The 15,427-nt window shown below is 34.8% G+C and carries 16 protein-coding genes and 1 tRNA gene; 5 read left to right on the top strand and 12 right to left on the bottom strand.

All coding sequences use genetic code 11. The features are described from left to right. Window positions 1-337: 337 nt before the first annotated feature. Complete coding sequence (locus AACY93_RS08810; protein WP_007648929.1) at window positions 338-577, top strand: hexameric tyrosine-coordinated heme protein; 240 nt, start codon at window positions 338-340, stop codon at window positions 575-577. Window positions 578-649: 72 nt separating this feature from the next. On the opposite strand, the gene AACY93_RS08805 is transcribed toward AACY93_RS08810, so the two are convergent. From AACY93_RS08805 to AACY93_RS08770, 8 genes are all read right to left on the bottom strand, one after another. Beyond that, window positions 650-1,558 (bottom strand): pseudouridine synthase, encoded by a 909-nt coding sequence (locus AACY93_RS08805; RefSeq protein WP_286853792.1) that lies wholly within the window; start codon window positions 1,556-1,558, stop codon window positions 650-652. A 66-nt stretch (window positions 1,559-1,624) separates the two neighbouring features. Then, complete coding sequence (locus AACY93_RS08800) at window positions 1,625-2,527, bottom strand: geranylgeranylglycerol-phosphate geranylgeranyltransferase (RefSeq protein ID WP_286853794.1); 903 nt, start codon at window positions 2,525-2,527, stop codon at window positions 1,625-1,627. 46 nt (window positions 2,528-2,573) lie between these two features. Continuing rightward, window positions 2,574-3,503, bottom strand: coding sequence for a mevalonate kinase (locus AACY93_RS08795; protein WP_286853795.1), 930 nt, complete (start codon window positions 3,501-3,503; stop codon window positions 2,574-2,576). A gap of 440 nt (window positions 3,504-3,943) precedes the next feature. Next, window positions 3,944-5,044 (bottom strand): diphosphomevalonate decarboxylase, encoded by a 1,101-nt coding sequence (locus AACY93_RS08790; RefSeq protein ID WP_286853797.1) that lies wholly within the window; start codon window positions 5,042-5,044, stop codon window positions 3,944-3,946. A gap of 9 nt (window positions 5,045-5,053) precedes the next feature. After that, window positions 5,054-5,581, bottom strand: a complete 528-nt coding sequence (locus AACY93_RS08785; RefSeq protein WP_286853799.1) for a DUF1697 domain-containing protein — start codon at window positions 5,579-5,581, stop codon at window positions 5,054-5,056. After that, complete coding sequence (locus AACY93_RS08780) at window positions 5,578-6,789, bottom strand: NAD(P)/FAD-dependent oxidoreductase (RefSeq protein ID WP_286853801.1); 1,212 nt, start codon at window positions 6,787-6,789, stop codon at window positions 5,578-5,580. The genes AACY93_RS08785 and AACY93_RS08780 overlap by 4 nt, the downstream gene beginning before the upstream one ends. Next, window positions 6,786-7,475, bottom strand: a complete 690-nt coding sequence (locus AACY93_RS08775) for a glycerophosphodiester phosphodiesterase family protein (RefSeq protein WP_286853802.1) — start codon at window positions 7,473-7,475, stop codon at window positions 6,786-6,788. The genes AACY93_RS08780 and AACY93_RS08775 overlap by 4 nt, the downstream gene beginning before the upstream one ends. A 28-nt stretch (window positions 7,476-7,503) precedes the next feature. Continuing rightward, entirely contained in the window at window positions 7,504-8,367 is an 864-nt protein-coding gene (locus tag AACY93_RS08770) for an acyl-CoA thioesterase II (protein WP_286853804.1), read from the bottom strand. Between the two features lie 104 nt (window positions 8,368-8,471). Here AACY93_RS08770 and AACY93_RS08765 point away from each other — a divergent pair, with 104 nt between their 5' ends. Continuing rightward, entirely contained in the window at window positions 8,472-9,281 is an 810-nt protein-coding gene (locus AACY93_RS08765) for a hypothetical protein (RefSeq protein WP_286853806.1), read from the top strand. Window positions 9,282-9,294: 13 nt separating this feature from the next. Here AACY93_RS08765 and msrA read toward each other — a convergent pair whose 3' ends face one another. The 3 genes from msrA to AACY93_RS08750 form a co-directional block, all read right to left on the bottom strand. Then, window positions 9,295-9,834: a peptide-methionine (S)-S-oxide reductase MsrA gene (msrA, locus tag AACY93_RS08760; RefSeq protein ID WP_286853808.1), complete on the bottom strand. Its 540-nt coding sequence runs from the start codon at window positions 9,832-9,834 to the stop codon at window positions 9,295-9,297. Beyond that, window positions 9,835-10,284 (bottom strand): peptide-methionine (R)-S-oxide reductase MsrB, encoded by a 450-nt coding sequence (gene msrB, locus AACY93_RS08755; protein WP_287005647.1) that lies wholly within the window; start codon window positions 10,282-10,284, stop codon window positions 9,835-9,837. 139 nt (window positions 10,285-10,423) lie between these two features. After that, window positions 10,424-10,505: transfer RNA gene (locus AACY93_RS08750), tRNA-Leu, on the bottom strand. A 103-nt stretch (window positions 10,506-10,608) separates the two neighbouring features. On the opposite strand from AACY93_RS08750, the gene AACY93_RS08745 reads away from it, so the two are divergent. Next, window positions 10,609-11,997 (top strand): dipeptidase, encoded by a 1,389-nt coding sequence (locus tag AACY93_RS08745; RefSeq protein ID WP_007648951.1) that lies wholly within the window; start codon window positions 10,609-10,611, stop codon window positions 11,995-11,997. 125 nt (window positions 11,998-12,122) lie between these two features. Here AACY93_RS08745 and AACY93_RS08740 read toward each other — a convergent pair whose 3' ends face one another. Then, window positions 12,123-13,490, bottom strand: a complete 1,368-nt coding sequence (locus AACY93_RS08740; RefSeq protein WP_339611724.1) for a M28 family peptidase — start codon at window positions 13,488-13,490, stop codon at window positions 12,123-12,125. Between the two features lie 121 nt (window positions 13,491-13,611). Here AACY93_RS08740 and AACY93_RS08735 point away from each other — a divergent pair, with 121 nt between their 5' ends. Further along, the gene (locus tag AACY93_RS08735) at window positions 13,612-13,980 is read left to right on the top strand and encodes a BlaI/MecI/CopY family transcriptional regulator (RefSeq protein WP_339611722.1); all 369 of its coding nucleotides are present in this window, start codon (window positions 13,612-13,614) and stop codon (window positions 13,978-13,980) included. 122 nt (window positions 13,981-14,102) lie between these two features. Beyond that, window positions 14,103-15,427, top strand: a 1,325-nt coding sequence (locus AACY93_RS08730) for a M56 family metallopeptidase (RefSeq protein WP_339611720.1), incomplete at its 3' end; no start/stop codon positions are given.

Genomic DNA, 15,427 nt, shown 5'->3' with positions numbered 1-15,427 from the left:
TAACATGGAAGTGAGCTTTAAAATCCGGTTGCTTAATCTGTAAGCTGCTTTTGATTGTAACTTCCTAATATTCAAAAGCCCGAACATAAAAACATAATTCAATTTGTTCAGCTAAATACTGTGCAAAAGAAATACTTTTTTTTAAAAATACAACTGGTTTTAAATTATTTTTTAATCTTAAAATTACAGCTTTATTTTTAGCTGTTTATGGCCATTAAAATATATACAAACGCAAGTTTTAAAACTTAATCGAATTTGGTATTATTTTATTCTTTGTGCTATTATTAGTATCTTGTGTAGACAGAAGATTTTTGTAAAACTTTTAAAATTATTAAATATGTCAGATCAAGTTCAATTAGTACCAAATAATTCCTTAATCACTAAAACTCCTGAAGAAGGAAGACAGTTGGCCGTAAAGATGGCGCGACTAATTATTAAGGTAACACAACCAGATGCAGAGATTAGGGAGAAATTACGACCAGAATATGCAGAGGATGCTGGTCTGCTTATTGCTGTGGGCCAAACCGTAGCTACGGAATTTGCTACCATTGCAGCTGCCAACAATTATTGGAGATAGCAGTGAGCTTTAAAGCCCGCTATTTAAAAAAAAGCCATCAATAAATAAATTGATGGCTTTTTTAGTGGTTTTTTATAGCATTTTTAGCGTGTTCAATTCTTGCTCTGTCAAGTGTTTCCAATGGCCACGAGGAATATCTTTCTTGGTCAAGTGACCTATAGCCACACAATCCAAACTAATAATATCGTATTTCAACTCGTCAAAAATAGTCCTAATAATGGTATTTCCCGTGTTTTTAATTTTTAAACCTATTTCTTTTTTGGAAGCTCCATCAATATAGCTTATTTCTTCAACAGCTATTAATTTACCATCTACCTTAAAGCCATCCCTAATTTTTTTTAGGTCGTCTATCTTTAAATTTTTATTTAATTCCACATGAAACAAACGTGGTACACCATGTTTGGAATTGGTGAATTTTTTTACAATGGCTTCATCGTTGGTAAACAACAACAACCCTTTGGAGTTTCTTCCCAAACGTCCTATGGGCTTTATCCTTGAAGAGGTTGCGTTAGCCACTAAATCCATAACGGTTCTGCCTTTACCTTCGGCTGTTGTAGTGGCAAAACCTTTTGGTTTATTAAGCAATACGTATGCTTTTTTTTCAGGATTGACACGTCTGCCATCATAACGTACCTCATCTTCCAACTTTACCTTGTAACCCATTTCGGTTACCACTTGCCCATTAACGGAAACCAGGCCTATGGCAATGTGCTCATCTGCCTCTCTACGTGAACAAATTCCAGAATTAGCGATGTATTTATTTAAGCGAATCTCATTTGGATTGGATTTTTTTGGAGCTGCTTTTTTCTCCACTTGTGGTTTGGATGCAGAAAATGAATTCTTTCTTAAAGGCGAATTTCCTCTGGCATAACTTTTACCCTGTTGCGAACTACCTCCACGACTCGATTGGTTAGCTCCCGACTTTTGCTGTCCTCTACCAGATGATTTCCCCTTGCTACTGCTACCTTGATGTCTGCTCATAATTCGTTATTTTTTTTGCAAAGATACAGAAAGAGCAATTGCTTTCAAGCATCTAACAAACAAATCTTATATTCTATTAAGAAGTAAATTGGTGTTTATAAGCATGATGCTGAAAACACCTGCTAAAATTATAAACTTTAGGATGTTATGCAATATTAAATAATGTGTTTTGGTTTTTGAAGCCCATAACAACAAAACAAACACAAACAACAAAACCACACTTAAATAAAAGAAATATACCATTTGTCCAACATGAAAATGAAATAATAGAAAATAAGCAGGAACGGTTGTTAAAAGCGCTAAAATGGTAAGCATGATTTTAGATACATTCTCGCCATACACAATAGGAATGGTATGGTAATTTAAAACCAAATCGCCTTTTATGTTTTCCAAGTCCTTGGTAAGTTCCCTCATGGATATAATTAAAAATAAAAATGCAGCATGAACAAAAATAACATGCTCAAAATTTTTGTAATACATGAAAATGGCAAAAAAAGGTGTGATGGTTAAAATGGCTGATGTTAAGTTTCCTACAAAAGGCAGTTTTTTTAACTTGTGGGAGTAAAACCAAATACCAAAAATATATAATGAAAAGAAAATTACTGCTCTAAAAGACACATAGCTTGCCATAATCACAGCCATGAAATTAAGTACAAAATAAAAAGAAAGCTTGGTATTCTGACTCACCAATCTGTCCAACCTGGATTTATTGGGCCTGTTAATCAAATCTTTTTCAGAATCGTAGAAATTGTTAATGATATAACCTCCTGCTATGGTAGCTGCAGATGCCAAAACCAACATTAAAAGATTCAAATCCAACACCACTTCCCTTAAAGGCAGGTCGTGTGCAAGAATGTAGATGGATGTTAAATATTGGGCAATAACAACAATTAATATGTTGTAGCCCCTTACCACAGAAAACATGCTAAAAAACTTAAGTAGAATGTGTTTCTGTCTTCTGGTTAACATAAACTATTTTTAGGTTTTTTTGAACAGGCTCTGTACAAAATAGGGTTTAGAAGTTATAAACCACTTCCAAATTATAATCTTTAAGGGATTGTTTAGCCTTGTCAATATCTTCGGTGAACCCAAGAATATAACCTCCACCTCCAGAACCACAGAGTTTCAAATAATACTCGTTGGTTTCAATACCCTTTTTCCAGAGTTCATGAAACTGTTGTGGGATCATTGGTTTAAAATGGTTCAGCACTACTTTGGAAAGCTTTTTGGTGTTCCCAAACAAAGATTTGATATCGCCTTTTAAAAAATCGTCCACACAGGCATCTGTATGCTTTATAAACTGATTTTTAAGCATTTTCCTAAAGCCTTCCTGCTTCATGCTTTCCATGAAAATACTAACCATGGGAGCAGTCTCTCCTATAACACCACTATCTATTAAAAAAACGGCATTCTTGCCTTCTGTATTTTGCGAAGGAATACCTGTAGCTTCTATGTTGTCCTTGGAGTTGATAAGGATAGGAATGCTCAAATAACTGTTCAAGGGATCTAATCCAGACGATTTACCATGGAAAAAAGATTCCATGGCAGAAAAAATGGCTTTTAACTTTAAAAGCTTTTCCCTTGTTAAATTTTCCAAAACCGTAATTTTATCAAAGGCATATTTATCGTAAATGGCAGCAACCAAAGCTCCACTGCTTCCTACGCCATAACCTTGAGGAATAGAGGAATCAAAATACATACCTGCTTCCAAGTCCTGTTGTAATTTTTTAAAATCGAAAGTTACCAATGAAGCATCTATGGTATGAAGATACGCTTCAAAACGTTTTAAACTTTCATTGGATTTAATGGCTGTTTCAGAAGCATCATTGTTCATCTTCAACGCACCATTATAAAAATTATAAGGTATAGACAAGCCTTTGGAATCTTTGATAATTCCATATTCTCCAAAGAGTAAGATTTTCGAATAAAAAAGTGGTCCTTTCATTTTCTTAATGAACAATTAATAATGCAAAGTTAATAATTAATCTTTAGATGTTTTTACAATACTAACTAATAATCGCAACATTTTCTGCGATTTAAGCTTAAATTTTTCAAATTCCTCCTCATTTAAAAAACCTGTAGCATGAAGCAAATCAATCCAAAACTCGCTTTCGATAGCAATTTTTAAGCTAATCGACATTTTGTTTGTAAAACCGGAATTAGTTTAAGCAAATTCAATTTCTCACAAATTAGCCCCTTTAGAATTCAGGATTTTAAGAGTTGTATTAACATCGCACATCCTTTTTTATTGTATGCTAAATCTTGATTTAGATTAAGATATCCAGTGCAAAATGGAACCTCTTTTCTATAATATTTGGTTATATGCTGAATAATTTTGGTTAAACTTTTTTAAAGTCGCCCTTTATAATTATTCATTTTTAACTTTTAACTACTTAATAGTTTAGCTCCAAAACCTACTTGGTCACAAATAAATTGTCCGTTTTGACAATATGCCACCAATTCATTCTTAATGAAATCCAAAATAACTTTACTTTCTTTTTTTGGATAAAGCACGTGAACATTAGCTCCAGCATCCAGGGTAAAACAGATATGCAACCCAGTATCTTGTCTAAAACGCCATATTTTATTGATTATTTTAAGCGTATTGGGTTTCATTAAAATAAAATAAGGCATGCTGGTCATCATCATGGCGTGTAGTGTTAAAGCTTCGCTTTCAATAATGGCAATAAACGCATCTAAATCTCCAGACTTGAAAATAGGCTTTAATTTTTCAAGATTTTCGTGTGCTTGTTTAAATCGGTTTTCGGCATAAGGATGCATGTACATTAAATTATGGCCAACAGTACTGCTCACCTGTTTTTCGCCTTTATCAACCAATAAAATGGTGTCTTGGTAATCTTTAAAATTATCGTGGACTTGATAAGGGTATTTAACCCCAAATAAATCTGTGCTGCCCTCAACCGTTGTACTGTCTCCCCAAACAATTAAATCGCCTTCAATACTTCTGCAAGCAGATCCAGAGCCTAAACGCGCTAAAAATGATGCCTTCTGGTTGAAATATTTTTGAGATTCTACACTATCGCCCTGAATGGCACTAAGTTCTTTCTCAACACTCATTAAGCACAAAGCCAAAGCACTCATTCCAGAAGCCGAAGATGCTATTCCGGAACTATGTGGAAACGTGTTGGACGTTTCAATTTTAAAATGATAGTCTTTTAAAAAGGGCAAATAGCTTTCTATACGTTTAAAAAACGTTTCAATTTTTGGTTTAAATTCCTCCTTTTTTTCTCCATCCAAAAACACTTCAAAAGAAAAATGCTGCGTGTTCTCTTTTTTGGAAAATGTAAGTGTGGTGGTTGTTTTGCAGTTATTTAAAGTAAAGCTAATGGATGGATTTGCAGGAATTTGATGCTCTTTTTTTCCCCAATACTTTACCAATGCTATATTACTTGGGGATTCCCATGTAACTGTTCCACTTTCCAACTTTGTGCGATATGGTTTTGGAATAAAATCTTGTTCTGTCATTATTGCAGTTTATTGTGACAAAGATAATAACTTTAGCATGGTATTGTAGTTTCTTGCCGTTGCAAATGTTTTAAGTGTACGTTCAAAATAATTAACATTGAATTTGGATTTTCCTAAACCTTTATCGCAAAACAGGTAAAGACAGTCGTCAATTATTTGGTATTCATCAGCTTGATATACTATTTCCGAAGCTGTTTTTACCAAATCATCTTTTGGAGTTTGGTGAAGCATCAAAAAATAACTGGCTTTCTTTTTATCTTCTGAAAATGGACAATTGGCAAACATACGTTCGAGATCTGGTCTTGTTTTTGCCATCACCAAAACTTCAAAACCAAATTGAGCCAAAATGGCTTTTTGGATCTTGTTTTCTATAGAATTTGCATTTTCAGAAGATTCCAAAATCACATTCCCACTTTGAATATACGTTTGCACATTTTCAAAACCTGATTTGCTTAACAAGCCCCTCAAGTCTGCCATAGGCACTTTTTTATGTCCACCAACATTAATGCCTTTTAACAATACAATGTATGTCTTCATTCTAAAATGGATTTAGAAACAATATAAGCTCCTGTCCAGGCATTTTGAAAATTAAAACCTCCTGTAATGGCATCTACATTGATAACTTCGCCGGCAAAATATAGGTTTTTATGAAGCTTGCTTTCAAAAGTTTTAAAATTGATTTCTTTTAAATCAACACCTCCAGCCGTAACAAACTCTTCTTTAAAGGTACTTTTTCCATCTACCTTGAAAACTGCTTGGGTTAATTGCGAACTTAAATTTTCCAGTTGCTGCTTGTTTAAATCTGCCCAACGCGTATTTGAATTCATTTCTGAAGCTAAAACCAGTTTTTGCCATAATCGTTTTGGCAAATCAAACTGTGTGGATTTAAAAACTGTTTTTTTAGCCAGGTTATGTTTGAATTCCTTTAACATGTTGAAACAATCTTGAAACGAATGGTTTATAAAATTAATTTCAATTTCAAATTTATAATCGCGTTCAGCTAATTCAATGGCACCAAAAGCAGACAATTTTAAGATTGAAGGTGCACTCATCCCAACATGTGTAATAAGCAATGGACCTTCACTACATAAATCAGTATCTAAAACTTTAATGGTAACATGCTGAGCCACAACTCCAGGAATATCTTGAATACGCTCATCTTTAATGTCAAAAGTAAAAAGCGAAGGCACTGGATTTAAAATGTTGTGCCCTAAGTTTTCGAGTAGTTTCCAGATTTTTGGGTTGCTTCCTGAGGCTATTACTAATTTTCCGGTTGTAAATTCTCCTTCGGTTGTTTTAATGTACCAAGAAACACCTTCTTTTTCAAATGCTTTTACCACATGATTGTACATCACCTCAATCTTGTGTTTTTTGGCTTCGTTTAAAAAACAATCTATGATGGTTTGTGAGCTGTCTGACTCTGGAAACATCCTACCATCTGCTTCAACTTTTAAAGGAACACCTTTGTTTTCAAACCACGCTATGGTATCTCCAGTCATAAACTGATGAAAAGGTCCCAACAACTCTTTTTCCCCTCGAGGATAATTCAAAACCAATTCCTGTGGAATAAATTCGGCATGTGTAACATTACAGCGTCCACCTCCAGAAATTTTAACTTTTTGCAAGCCTTCTTTTCCACGTTCCAAAATGGCAATGGTCAAGTTCGGGTTTTGTTCAGCGATATTTATTGCTGCAAAAAAACCGGCTGCTCCACCTCCAACTATTATCACGTCTTTTTGTATCATAATCTATCTGGGACATCTGAAATTATACCATCTACTCCATAGCGTTTCATGCGTTTTATGGTTTTCCTGTCGTTTACTGTCCAGGTATACACTTTATAGCCATTGGCTTGAGCCATTTTTACATTTTCTGAAGTTAACAGGGCAAAATTTGGATGAATGGCCATGGCATTAATGGTTTTGGCAAATTCCATGGCTTCAGTCACACTGGCCTTGGTTAACACTCCCAACGGTATTTGTTTATCCAATTTGTAAATGGCTTCCAATTCATGATGCTGAAAACTGGACACTATAAAATGACTGTAGTCCCATTTTTTTTCTTTGATATATTTTTGAATAACTTCACAACATGCCAAAGCCGTATTCCTTCCTTTTAATTCTATGTTTAAAATACATGTTTTATCAATCACATCAAGAACTTCTTCCAAAGTTGGAATTGAAAACCGATTGTTTACTTTCAATTGTTTTAATTCTGAAAGACTTGTTTTCCCTATTTCCCCTGTGCCATTTGTCATCCTATCCAAGGTAAAATCATGAAACACAACCAGTTCTCCAGTGGCACAAACATGGACATCTATTTCAATGCCATCAACCTGTTGTTCCAATGCTTTTTGAATAGATTCCAAGGTATTCTCGGGAACATAGCCCTTGGCACCACGATGGCCTATTTTTAAAAAGGGATTATTCATATTTAAATGAATTAAAAAATTTGGTTTTTTAAACTATGGGACGCATTAAACCCTCTTGAGCAACCGAAGCCACCAATTTGCCATCACGCGTAAAAATATGTCCTTTGGCAAAGCCTCTGGCATTTGATGTGCTTGGCGACTCCAATGAAAAAAGGAGCCAATCGTCAAGATCAAAGTCCCTAAAATACCACATGGAATGGTCCAAACTGGCTGTTTGCAAATTTCCCCAATGCGCCTCACTGGCATGTGGCTGAATGGCAACCGATAAAATATTGTAATCTGAAATATAGGTCAGGATTTTTTGCTTGGTAGGCAAATCCAGGCTTGAAGTGTCACCTTTCAATTTAAACCAGATGTCTGCATAAGGAGGTAAATTCTTCTTTTCAAAAGGATTTGGTATTTGGGTAGGCTTAAATTCTACAGGTCTGGGTATTTCTAAAAATGTTTTTGTTTTTTTAGGCAACATCTCACCAAATTGCTCAAGTAAGTCGCTCCAACTCATTAAATCCTCTGGTTGTGCCACATTTGGTTCCATCTGGATTTGATGTTCGTAACCTTTTTCGTCTTTATGAAAGGATGCCGATAAAATAAATATAACGGTACCATTTTGGCTTGCCGTAACACGTCTTACAGAAAAACTGCCTCCATCTCGCATAATGCTTACTTGATAGCGTATAGGCAAGGATAAATTTCCAGCTTCCAAAAAATAGGAATGCATGGAATGCAACACTCTATTGTTTGTAATGGTCCTATAAGCTGCATTTATGGCTTGAGCCAAAACCTGACCTCCAAAAACATTGGGGCTGCCAACTGTTTCGCTTGTGCCTTCAAACTCGTTTTCAGAAAGTTGTTCTAAAATTAAAATATCTAATAAATCGTTTACAGATGTCATAAAAATGGAATTCTATTCTTTAATTTATCAAAACTATTAAAATCATTTTTGGGTTGGTCTTATTTTTATAATTAGTTTTGAAAAAAACCTGTTTTCTACCTTTTATGATTCGTAAAACACTGTATATCGTCTTATTGCTTTTTACAATAACATCTTGTAGGAAAGGAGGTTTAAAAAAAGTAGCCAGTTTTCCTTTATCCCTTAAGGAAGCTTCTGCTGCTGAAATGATTCCTGGCTCTTCACTTATTTGGACCATTGAGGATTCCAGGAACCGGAATGTGCTTTATGGTGTAAATGAGCATGGAACCCTTATCAAGGAAATAGAAATTAGCAATGCCAAAAACATAGATTGGGAAGATTTAACCAGTGACACTTATGGAAACATTTACATAGGTGACTTTGGCAACAATAAAAAAGAAAGAGACCATTTTACCATTTACAAAGTAACAGACCCAATGGCTATTGAACATTCCACCATGGCAGATGTCATTACATTTAAGCTCCCGCCTAATTTCAAACCAATGAATTTTGAAGCTTTTTTTATTTATCAACATCATTTTTACATCATCAACAAAGCCAATAAAGAAACCAAAATGTTTAAGGTGCCCAACACTATTGGAAACCATACAGCCGAATTTGTGTGTTCTTTTGATTTGGATTGTGAAGACACCAAAATTACCTCTGCAGCCATAAGTCAAGACAATAAAACCATTGTGCTCCTCAATAAAAGCATGCTATGGAAAATAACAGAATTTCACTCAGATAACTTTTGTGAAGCAACCATTGAAAACAGGTCATTCAATCATTTTTCCCAAAAAGAAGGTATTTGTTTCAAAGACAATCATACCATTTATGTTACAGACGAACGCGTATGGTTTATTGGAGGCAATATTTACAGGATTGAAATTGACTAACCTTCACAAAAAATTATTTCAACTTGTTTGCATGTAGTTTTCGCAGTTTCGCCAATTTTGGCGTAATTACAAAACTGCAATATCCTTGTTCTTTATTGTTTTTATAATAATCTTGATGATAGTCTTCTGCTTCATAAAACACATCCAACTGGCTTATCTCGGTCACAATCTTATCTTCGTAGTAAGAAGCCACTTCTTTAAGCACTTGTTCGGCCACTTCTTTTTGAGTACTGCTGTGATAATAAATAACCGAACGATATTGAGTACCTGTGTCTCCTCCCTGACGATTTAAAGTTGTTGGATCATGCGTTGTCATAAAAATGATTAGAATCTCTTTATAGGAAATAACATTAGGGTTGAAAGTGACTTGAATCACTTCGGCATGACCTGTTAAGCCAGAACATACTTCCCGATAAGTAGGTTTACCTGGAACCGTTCCTCCAGAATAACCCGAAACCACTTTTTCCACACCTTTAACCTCTTGAAAAACAGCTTCCGTACACCAAAAGCAACCACCTCCAAAAGTGGCTAATTGTAAATTTTTATCAGTCATTTATACTTCCTTTTCTAAAATAATGGATTCAGAATTTACACAATACCTCAACCCACTTGGTTCAGGACCATCTGGAAACACATGCCCTAAATGCGCATCGCAGGTATTGCACATCACTTCCACACGAACCATTCCAAAAGAGGTGTCTTTTTCATACTTAATGGCGTTTGGCTGAATGGGTTGTGTAAAACTTGGCCAACCGGAATTGGACTCAAATTTTATGGTAGAGTCAAACAATTGTGTATGGCAACACACACAATTATATTTTCCAGCATCATGAGCTTTACAAAGAGCTCCACTATGTGGACGCTCGGTTCCTTTCTGTCTGGTAATCCTATATTGTTCTGGTGTTAAAAGGGTTTGCCATTCCGCTTCAGACTTTTCAACACGTTTATCTGGAGCAGGATTACCATTTACCGAATAATCAATAACATCTTTCCAAGTTAGCATTTTAATGGTTCTTTCTTTTTTGTTTAACATATCATGCTTATTAGCTTTTGTTTGTCGTAAAATATCATTTTGACTTACAAAACAAAGCTACTGAAAACAAAAAAGCTCCAACATAATGTTGAAGCTTCTACTTATTTCGTGCGGGTGGGGAGACTCGAACTCCCACACCTCGCGGCACCAGATCCTAAGTCTGGCGTGTCTACCAATTCCACCACACCCGCAATAAGGAGTGCAAATATAAAAATTAGTTTTAATATACAAACGCATCTTATCATAAAAAATTCTTCATGTTTTTGTATTTTTGAGGAAATTCAAATATATCTTATGAAAAACATATCCACTTACGTTAATCAACATAAAGATCGGTTCTTAGAGGAACTTATAGATTTACTAAAAATTCCATCCATAAGTGCAGACTCTGCCTATAAAAAAGATGTCTTGCACACAGCCGAAGTTGTAAAAACCAGATTGGAGGAAGCTGGTTGCGACCATGTAGAAATATGTGAAACAGCTGGCTACCCAATAGTTTATGGCGAAAAAATAATTGATAAGGATTTACCAACTGTTTTGGTTTATGGACATTACGATGTACAGCCACCAGACCCTTTAAATTTATGGAATTCACCTCCTTTTGAACCTGTAATCAAGAAAACCGAACTGCATCCAGAAGGCGCCATTTTTGCTCGTGGTGCTTGCGATGACAAAGGACAAATGTACATGCATGTTAAGGCCCTGGAGTTTATGACCAAGACCAACCAGTTGCCTTGTAATGTAAAATTCATGATTGAAGGTGAAGAAGAAGTAGGAAGTTCCAATTTGGCCATTTTTGTTAAAGAAAATCAAGAGAAATTAAAAAACGACGTGATCTTAATTTCTGATACAGGCATGATAGCCAAGGATGTTCCGTCCATTACAACAGGCTTACGTGGTTTGAGCTATGTGGAAGTGGAAGTTACTGGTCCCAATAGGGATCTACATTCAGGTTTATATGGTGGAGCCGTCGCCAATCCTATAAACGTTTTAGCTAAGATGATTGCTTCCCTGCACGATGAAAACAACCATATTACCATTCCAGGTTTTTATGACAAAGTGGAAGAACTTTCAAAAGAAGAACGTGCCGAAATGGCCAAAGCGCCTTTTTCTCTTGAAGCCTATAAAAAATCCTTGGATATTGATGCCGTTTATGGCGAAGCAGGCTATACCACCAACGAACGAAATTCCATTCGCCCAACACTAGATGTAAATGGCATTTGGGGAGGATACACTGGCGAAGGGGCCAAAACGGTTATTGCCAGTAAAGCCTATGCCAAAATTTCCATGAGGCTGGTACCTCATCAAGATTGGGAAAACATTACGCAACTTTTTAAAACTCATTTTGAAAGTATCGCTCCAAAGGGTGTAAAGGTAGAAGTAAAACCCCATCATGGTGGACAAGGTTATGTTACTCCTATAGACAGTATAGGGTATCAAGCAGCAAGCAAGGCATATTTTGATTCTTTTGGCAAAACACCTATTCCACAACGTAGTGGAGGAAGTATTCCAATTGTCTCTTTATTTGAACAGGAATTAAAAAGCAAAACCATTTTAATGGGCTTTGGTTTGGATAGTGATGCCATTCATTCTCCTAACGAACATTATGGCTTGTTCAATTATTACAAAGGCATAGAAACCATTCCTTTGTTTTATAAGTATTTCACTGAATTGAGTGAATAACGAAACTAATAAAACTGTCTGAAAAAAAAATCATCTTATCATTTTAAGCGCAGTCAAAAAATGTAAATTTTAATTTTTAACTGCATTTTGACTGCGCTCAAGATGAGATTTTCATTAGAATAAACTTATTGTTTCACCACTTTAAAGGCGCCCGATTTTTGAGTGCCTTTTATTTTTAAATAATAGATTCCTGATTGATAATCAGACATGTCTATTTTTAGTTGCTTTGTTTTTGAAGTGGTTTCCAAAATTAATTGTCCGGAGACGTTATATAATTGAATAGCAAAAGCAGTTTCTAGATCTGAATCGATTTGCAAGGTAGATGTAACCGGATTTGGAGTAATCTTAAAATGCTCAGCATTGGATTCCTCAATACTTAAATTTGTAAATAAAATACAATCGCTCATTTCCACACAGGAACCCACAGTTATTTCAACAGCATAAGACCCAATGGTTGCTGGATAATACGTTTGGTTTACTGCTCCTGCAATTAAAGTATTTGTATCGCAATTATACCATTGATAGTTGGCACCATTTTGATTGGCCTCTAAATAGGCTGCTGTACTTGTTAAAGTGTTGTCTATGGCCTGCAAATTTCCTTTTGTAAGCAAATAGGCTGTCACCAATTTTGTGATTTCTTGAAAATACGGCAAGTCCAAAGTGCTTAACCTATCTGCAGAGGAGTGGTAAAATGGTGTTTCATCGTTGGTTTCCCAGGATTCCCCAACCAAAACAGCTGGAAAACTGTTAACCCAAAAAGAGGCATGGTCGCTTGCTGAAGTTCCTGGATTTACAGTTATGGGATTCAAGTTAAAAGTATAAGTATTTAACAGGTTTAACAAATCGTCCTTAATGGTTAAGGAACCATGTAAATCCCTTACATCAATATCAAAATCGTTATCACCTGGTTGTCCAGGTTCATCTCCATCGTAACCCATCATGTCCAAATTAACAACACCAAGAATGTTTAAATTATCGGCATTGGCTAAATTGGCATAGTGTCTGGAACCACGCAATCCAATTTCTTCTTCATCCCAAAAAGCATAAACAATAGTGTTTTCCATACATTGAGTTGAAAGCACTCTGGCAATTTCCAATATGGCTGCAACACCAGTTGCGTTATCGTCTGCACAGTAATCTGCAATGGCGTCATAATGGGCACTTACCAAATAAATATTGTTTGGATTGGTATTGCCCAATTGTGTAGCTATAATGTTTTTGCCTGTAGTATTAAAAAGTTGCTCTTCAATCGTTAGGTTGTTAAATTGCTCAAGTTTCTCTTTAATATAATCTGCTGCCAAATCGTTGTTAGCATGCTGACGGTTAATAATGGTTACTTCAGTTCCGTATACCATAGTAGGTTGTTCGCCAGAAAATTCGCTAACTGTTGTTTCCAGTCTATCAACATCTATTTGGTTCATGAGCTCTTGAACGGTTTGAGCAAAAGAGCTTACGGAAAGCAACACAAATGCAAGGATAATAAGTTTTTTCATCTATAATTAAGTGTGGTAAATTAGATGCAAAGATAGGTTTTTTAAAAAAATATTGTGAAACTATTTTGATTATGCTAAATTTATTCTACATTTGTAGAGCAATCTCTAAATCTGTAGAACAATGCAAAGTTTATCCAAAACCGAAGAAGATTTGATGAATTATTTATGGAAACTTGAAAAAGCTTTTATGAAAGATTTACTGGATGCTTATCCAGATCCTAAACCTGCAACCACTACTGTTGCAACCTTATTAAAACGCATGACAGAAAAAGGATTCGTAGATTATAAATTGTACGGAAAGTCCAGGGAATATTTTCCTTTGGTGAAAAAGAAGGATTATTTTTCCAAGCATGTAAACGGACTCATAAAAAATTTCTTTAATGATAGTGCATCACAATTCGCCTCTTTTTTTACAAAAGAAACCAACCTAACAAAAGAAGAACTGGAGGATTTAAAAAGATTAATAGATAAGGAAATCAAAAACAAGTAACCATGGTAGACTATCTTATAAAATCCAGTGCTTGTCTGGCTGTTTTTATGCTTTTCTATAAACTGTTTTTAGAAAAGGAAAGCATGCATGTTTTCAAGCGGTTTTACTTATTGATATCCTTATTGATTTCTATTGGGATTCCTTTTATCACTTTCACACAATTTATTGAAGTTCCAGTTAAACCGAATGATTTTATTATAAGTAACTCAACTAATCCAACAACTATCCAAGAGGAATCTATTAATAATTTTCCCTTAATTCTTTGGAGTATCTATGTTTTAGGCGTTGTCGTTTTTAGCCTTAAATTCATTTTCAATTTATCTAAAATTTTGAAAAAAATAAAACAAAATCCAAAGTTGAAAACTCAAAAATCTATTCATGTTTTATTAGAAGAATTAATAGTTCCACATACATTTTTAAGTTATATTTTTTTAAATAAAACACATTTCGAAACCCGGAAAATTCCAGCAGAAGTATTGATTCATGAAGAAGCACATGTCATACAAAAACACTCGCTAGACATTTTATATATTGAATTATTTCAGATTATATTTTGGTTTAATCCACTTATCTACATCCTAAAAAAAAGCATCAAGTTAAATCATGAGTTCTTGGCCGACCAAGAAGTGATTAAAAAAGGAGTTACACTCTCAAAATATCAACAAATGTTATTGGCATTCTCATCAAATGCCTTAGAACCACAATTGGCAACAGCCATTAATTATTCATCCATCAAAAAACGATTTACAGTTATGAAAACATCATCATCAAAAACAAGAATTTGGATAAGAAGTCTAGTGCTTCTCCCATTATTAGCTATATTAATTTATAGTTTTAGCTCTAAAAAAGAAGTTGAAAGAAACACTGCAACAAAAAATGAAAACACAACACTATCACAACAACCTTTAGCCACCATAAATGGCATTATTTGCAACGGCTGCAAGGTGAATTTAACAAAAGATGCCATCGAACAATTGATTTTAGGAACCAATACAGGAGAAGCCATAACTGACTTTATGATTAAATTTATTGGTAAACCAACGGTTTCTGTTTCTGGCAACAAACTAAACAAGAAAGCCATTGCTTTATTGAATGAAAATGAATCTGATAAAATGATTCAGATTTTTAATATAAAAACCACGAACTCACATATTAAAATGCCCATTTTAATTCAATTGGCAGATAAAAACGATGAGAATTACTCACATTCTCCAATTGTAAAAAAAGGTGAAAAAAGTGACATTCCACCTCCTCCAACACCACCAAAAGCCCCTGAGATACAAATGAATCAAGACATGCCTCCTCCACCTCCTCCAATTCCAGCAGATGCAACTCCAGAAGAAAAGGTTAAATATCAAAAAACAATTGACGAATACAATAAGTGGTATAATACAAAAGTAAAAAAAGGTGAAGTGTCTAATATTCCTCCACCACCTCCAGATCCACC

It is taken from the genome of uncultured Xanthomarina sp., from assembly GCF_963971605.1.
Lineage (GTDB): Bacteria > Bacteroidota > Bacteroidia > Flavobacteriales > Flavobacteriaceae > Xanthomarina > Xanthomarina gelatinilytica.
Note: the sequence above shows the minus strand (reverse complement) of the source record. Positions and strands in the feature narration are given on the sequence as shown.

Excerpts from the sequence above, each read along its gene's own strand:
- AACY93_RS08775 (WP_286853802.1), bottom strand. The coding sequence starts at position 7,475 with ATGAATAATCCCTTTTTAAAAATAGGCCATCGTGGTGCCAAGGGCTAT.
- AACY93_RS08790 (WP_286853797.1), bottom strand. The coding sequence starts at position 5,044 with ATGACAGAACAAGATTTTATTCCAAAACCATATCGCACAAAGTTGGAA.
- AACY93_RS08745 (WP_007648951.1), top strand. The coding sequence starts at position 10,609 with ATGAAAAACATATCCACTTACGTTAATCAACATAAAGATCGGTTCTTA.
- AACY93_RS08795 (WP_286853795.1), bottom strand. The coding sequence starts at position 3,503 with ATGAAAGGACCACTTTTTTATTCGAAAATCTTACTCTTTGGAGAATAT.
- msrB (WP_287005647.1), bottom strand. The coding sequence starts at position 10,284 with ATGCTAACTTGGAAAGATGTTATTGATTATTCGGTAAATGGTAATCCT.
- AACY93_RS08770 (WP_286853804.1), bottom strand. The coding sequence starts at position 8,367 with ATGACATCTGTAAACGATTTATTAGATATTTTAATTTTAGAACAACTT.
- AACY93_RS08805 (WP_286853792.1), bottom strand. The coding sequence starts at position 1,558 with ATGAGCAGACATCAAGGTAGCAGTAGCAAGGGGAAATCATCTGGTAGA.
- AACY93_RS08780 (WP_286853801.1), bottom strand. The coding sequence starts at position 6,789 with ATGATACAAAAAGACGTGATAATAGTTGGAGGTGGAGCAGCCGGTTTT.
- AACY93_RS08765 (WP_286853806.1), top strand. The coding sequence starts at position 8,472 with ATGATTCGTAAAACACTGTATATCGTCTTATTGCTTTTTACAATAACA.
- AACY93_RS08740 (WP_339611724.1), bottom strand. The coding sequence starts at position 13,490 with ATGAAAAAACTTATTATCCTTGCATTTGTGTTGCTTTCCGTAAGCTCT.
- msrA (WP_286853808.1), bottom strand. The coding sequence starts at position 9,834 with ATGACTGATAAAAATTTACAATTAGCCACTTTTGGAGGTGGTTGCTTT.
- AACY93_RS08785 (WP_286853799.1), bottom strand. The coding sequence starts at position 5,581 with ATGAAGACATACATTGTATTGTTAAAAGGCATTAATGTTGGTGGACAT.
- AACY93_RS08810 (WP_007648929.1), top strand. The coding sequence starts at position 338 with ATGTCAGATCAAGTTCAATTAGTACCAAATAATTCCTTAATCACTAAA.
- AACY93_RS08735 (WP_339611722.1), top strand. The coding sequence starts at position 13,612 with ATGCAAAGTTTATCCAAAACCGAAGAAGATTTGATGAATTATTTATGG.
- AACY93_RS08800 (WP_286853794.1), bottom strand. The coding sequence starts at position 2,527 with ATGTTAACCAGAAGACAGAAACACATTCTACTTAAGTTTTTTAGCATG.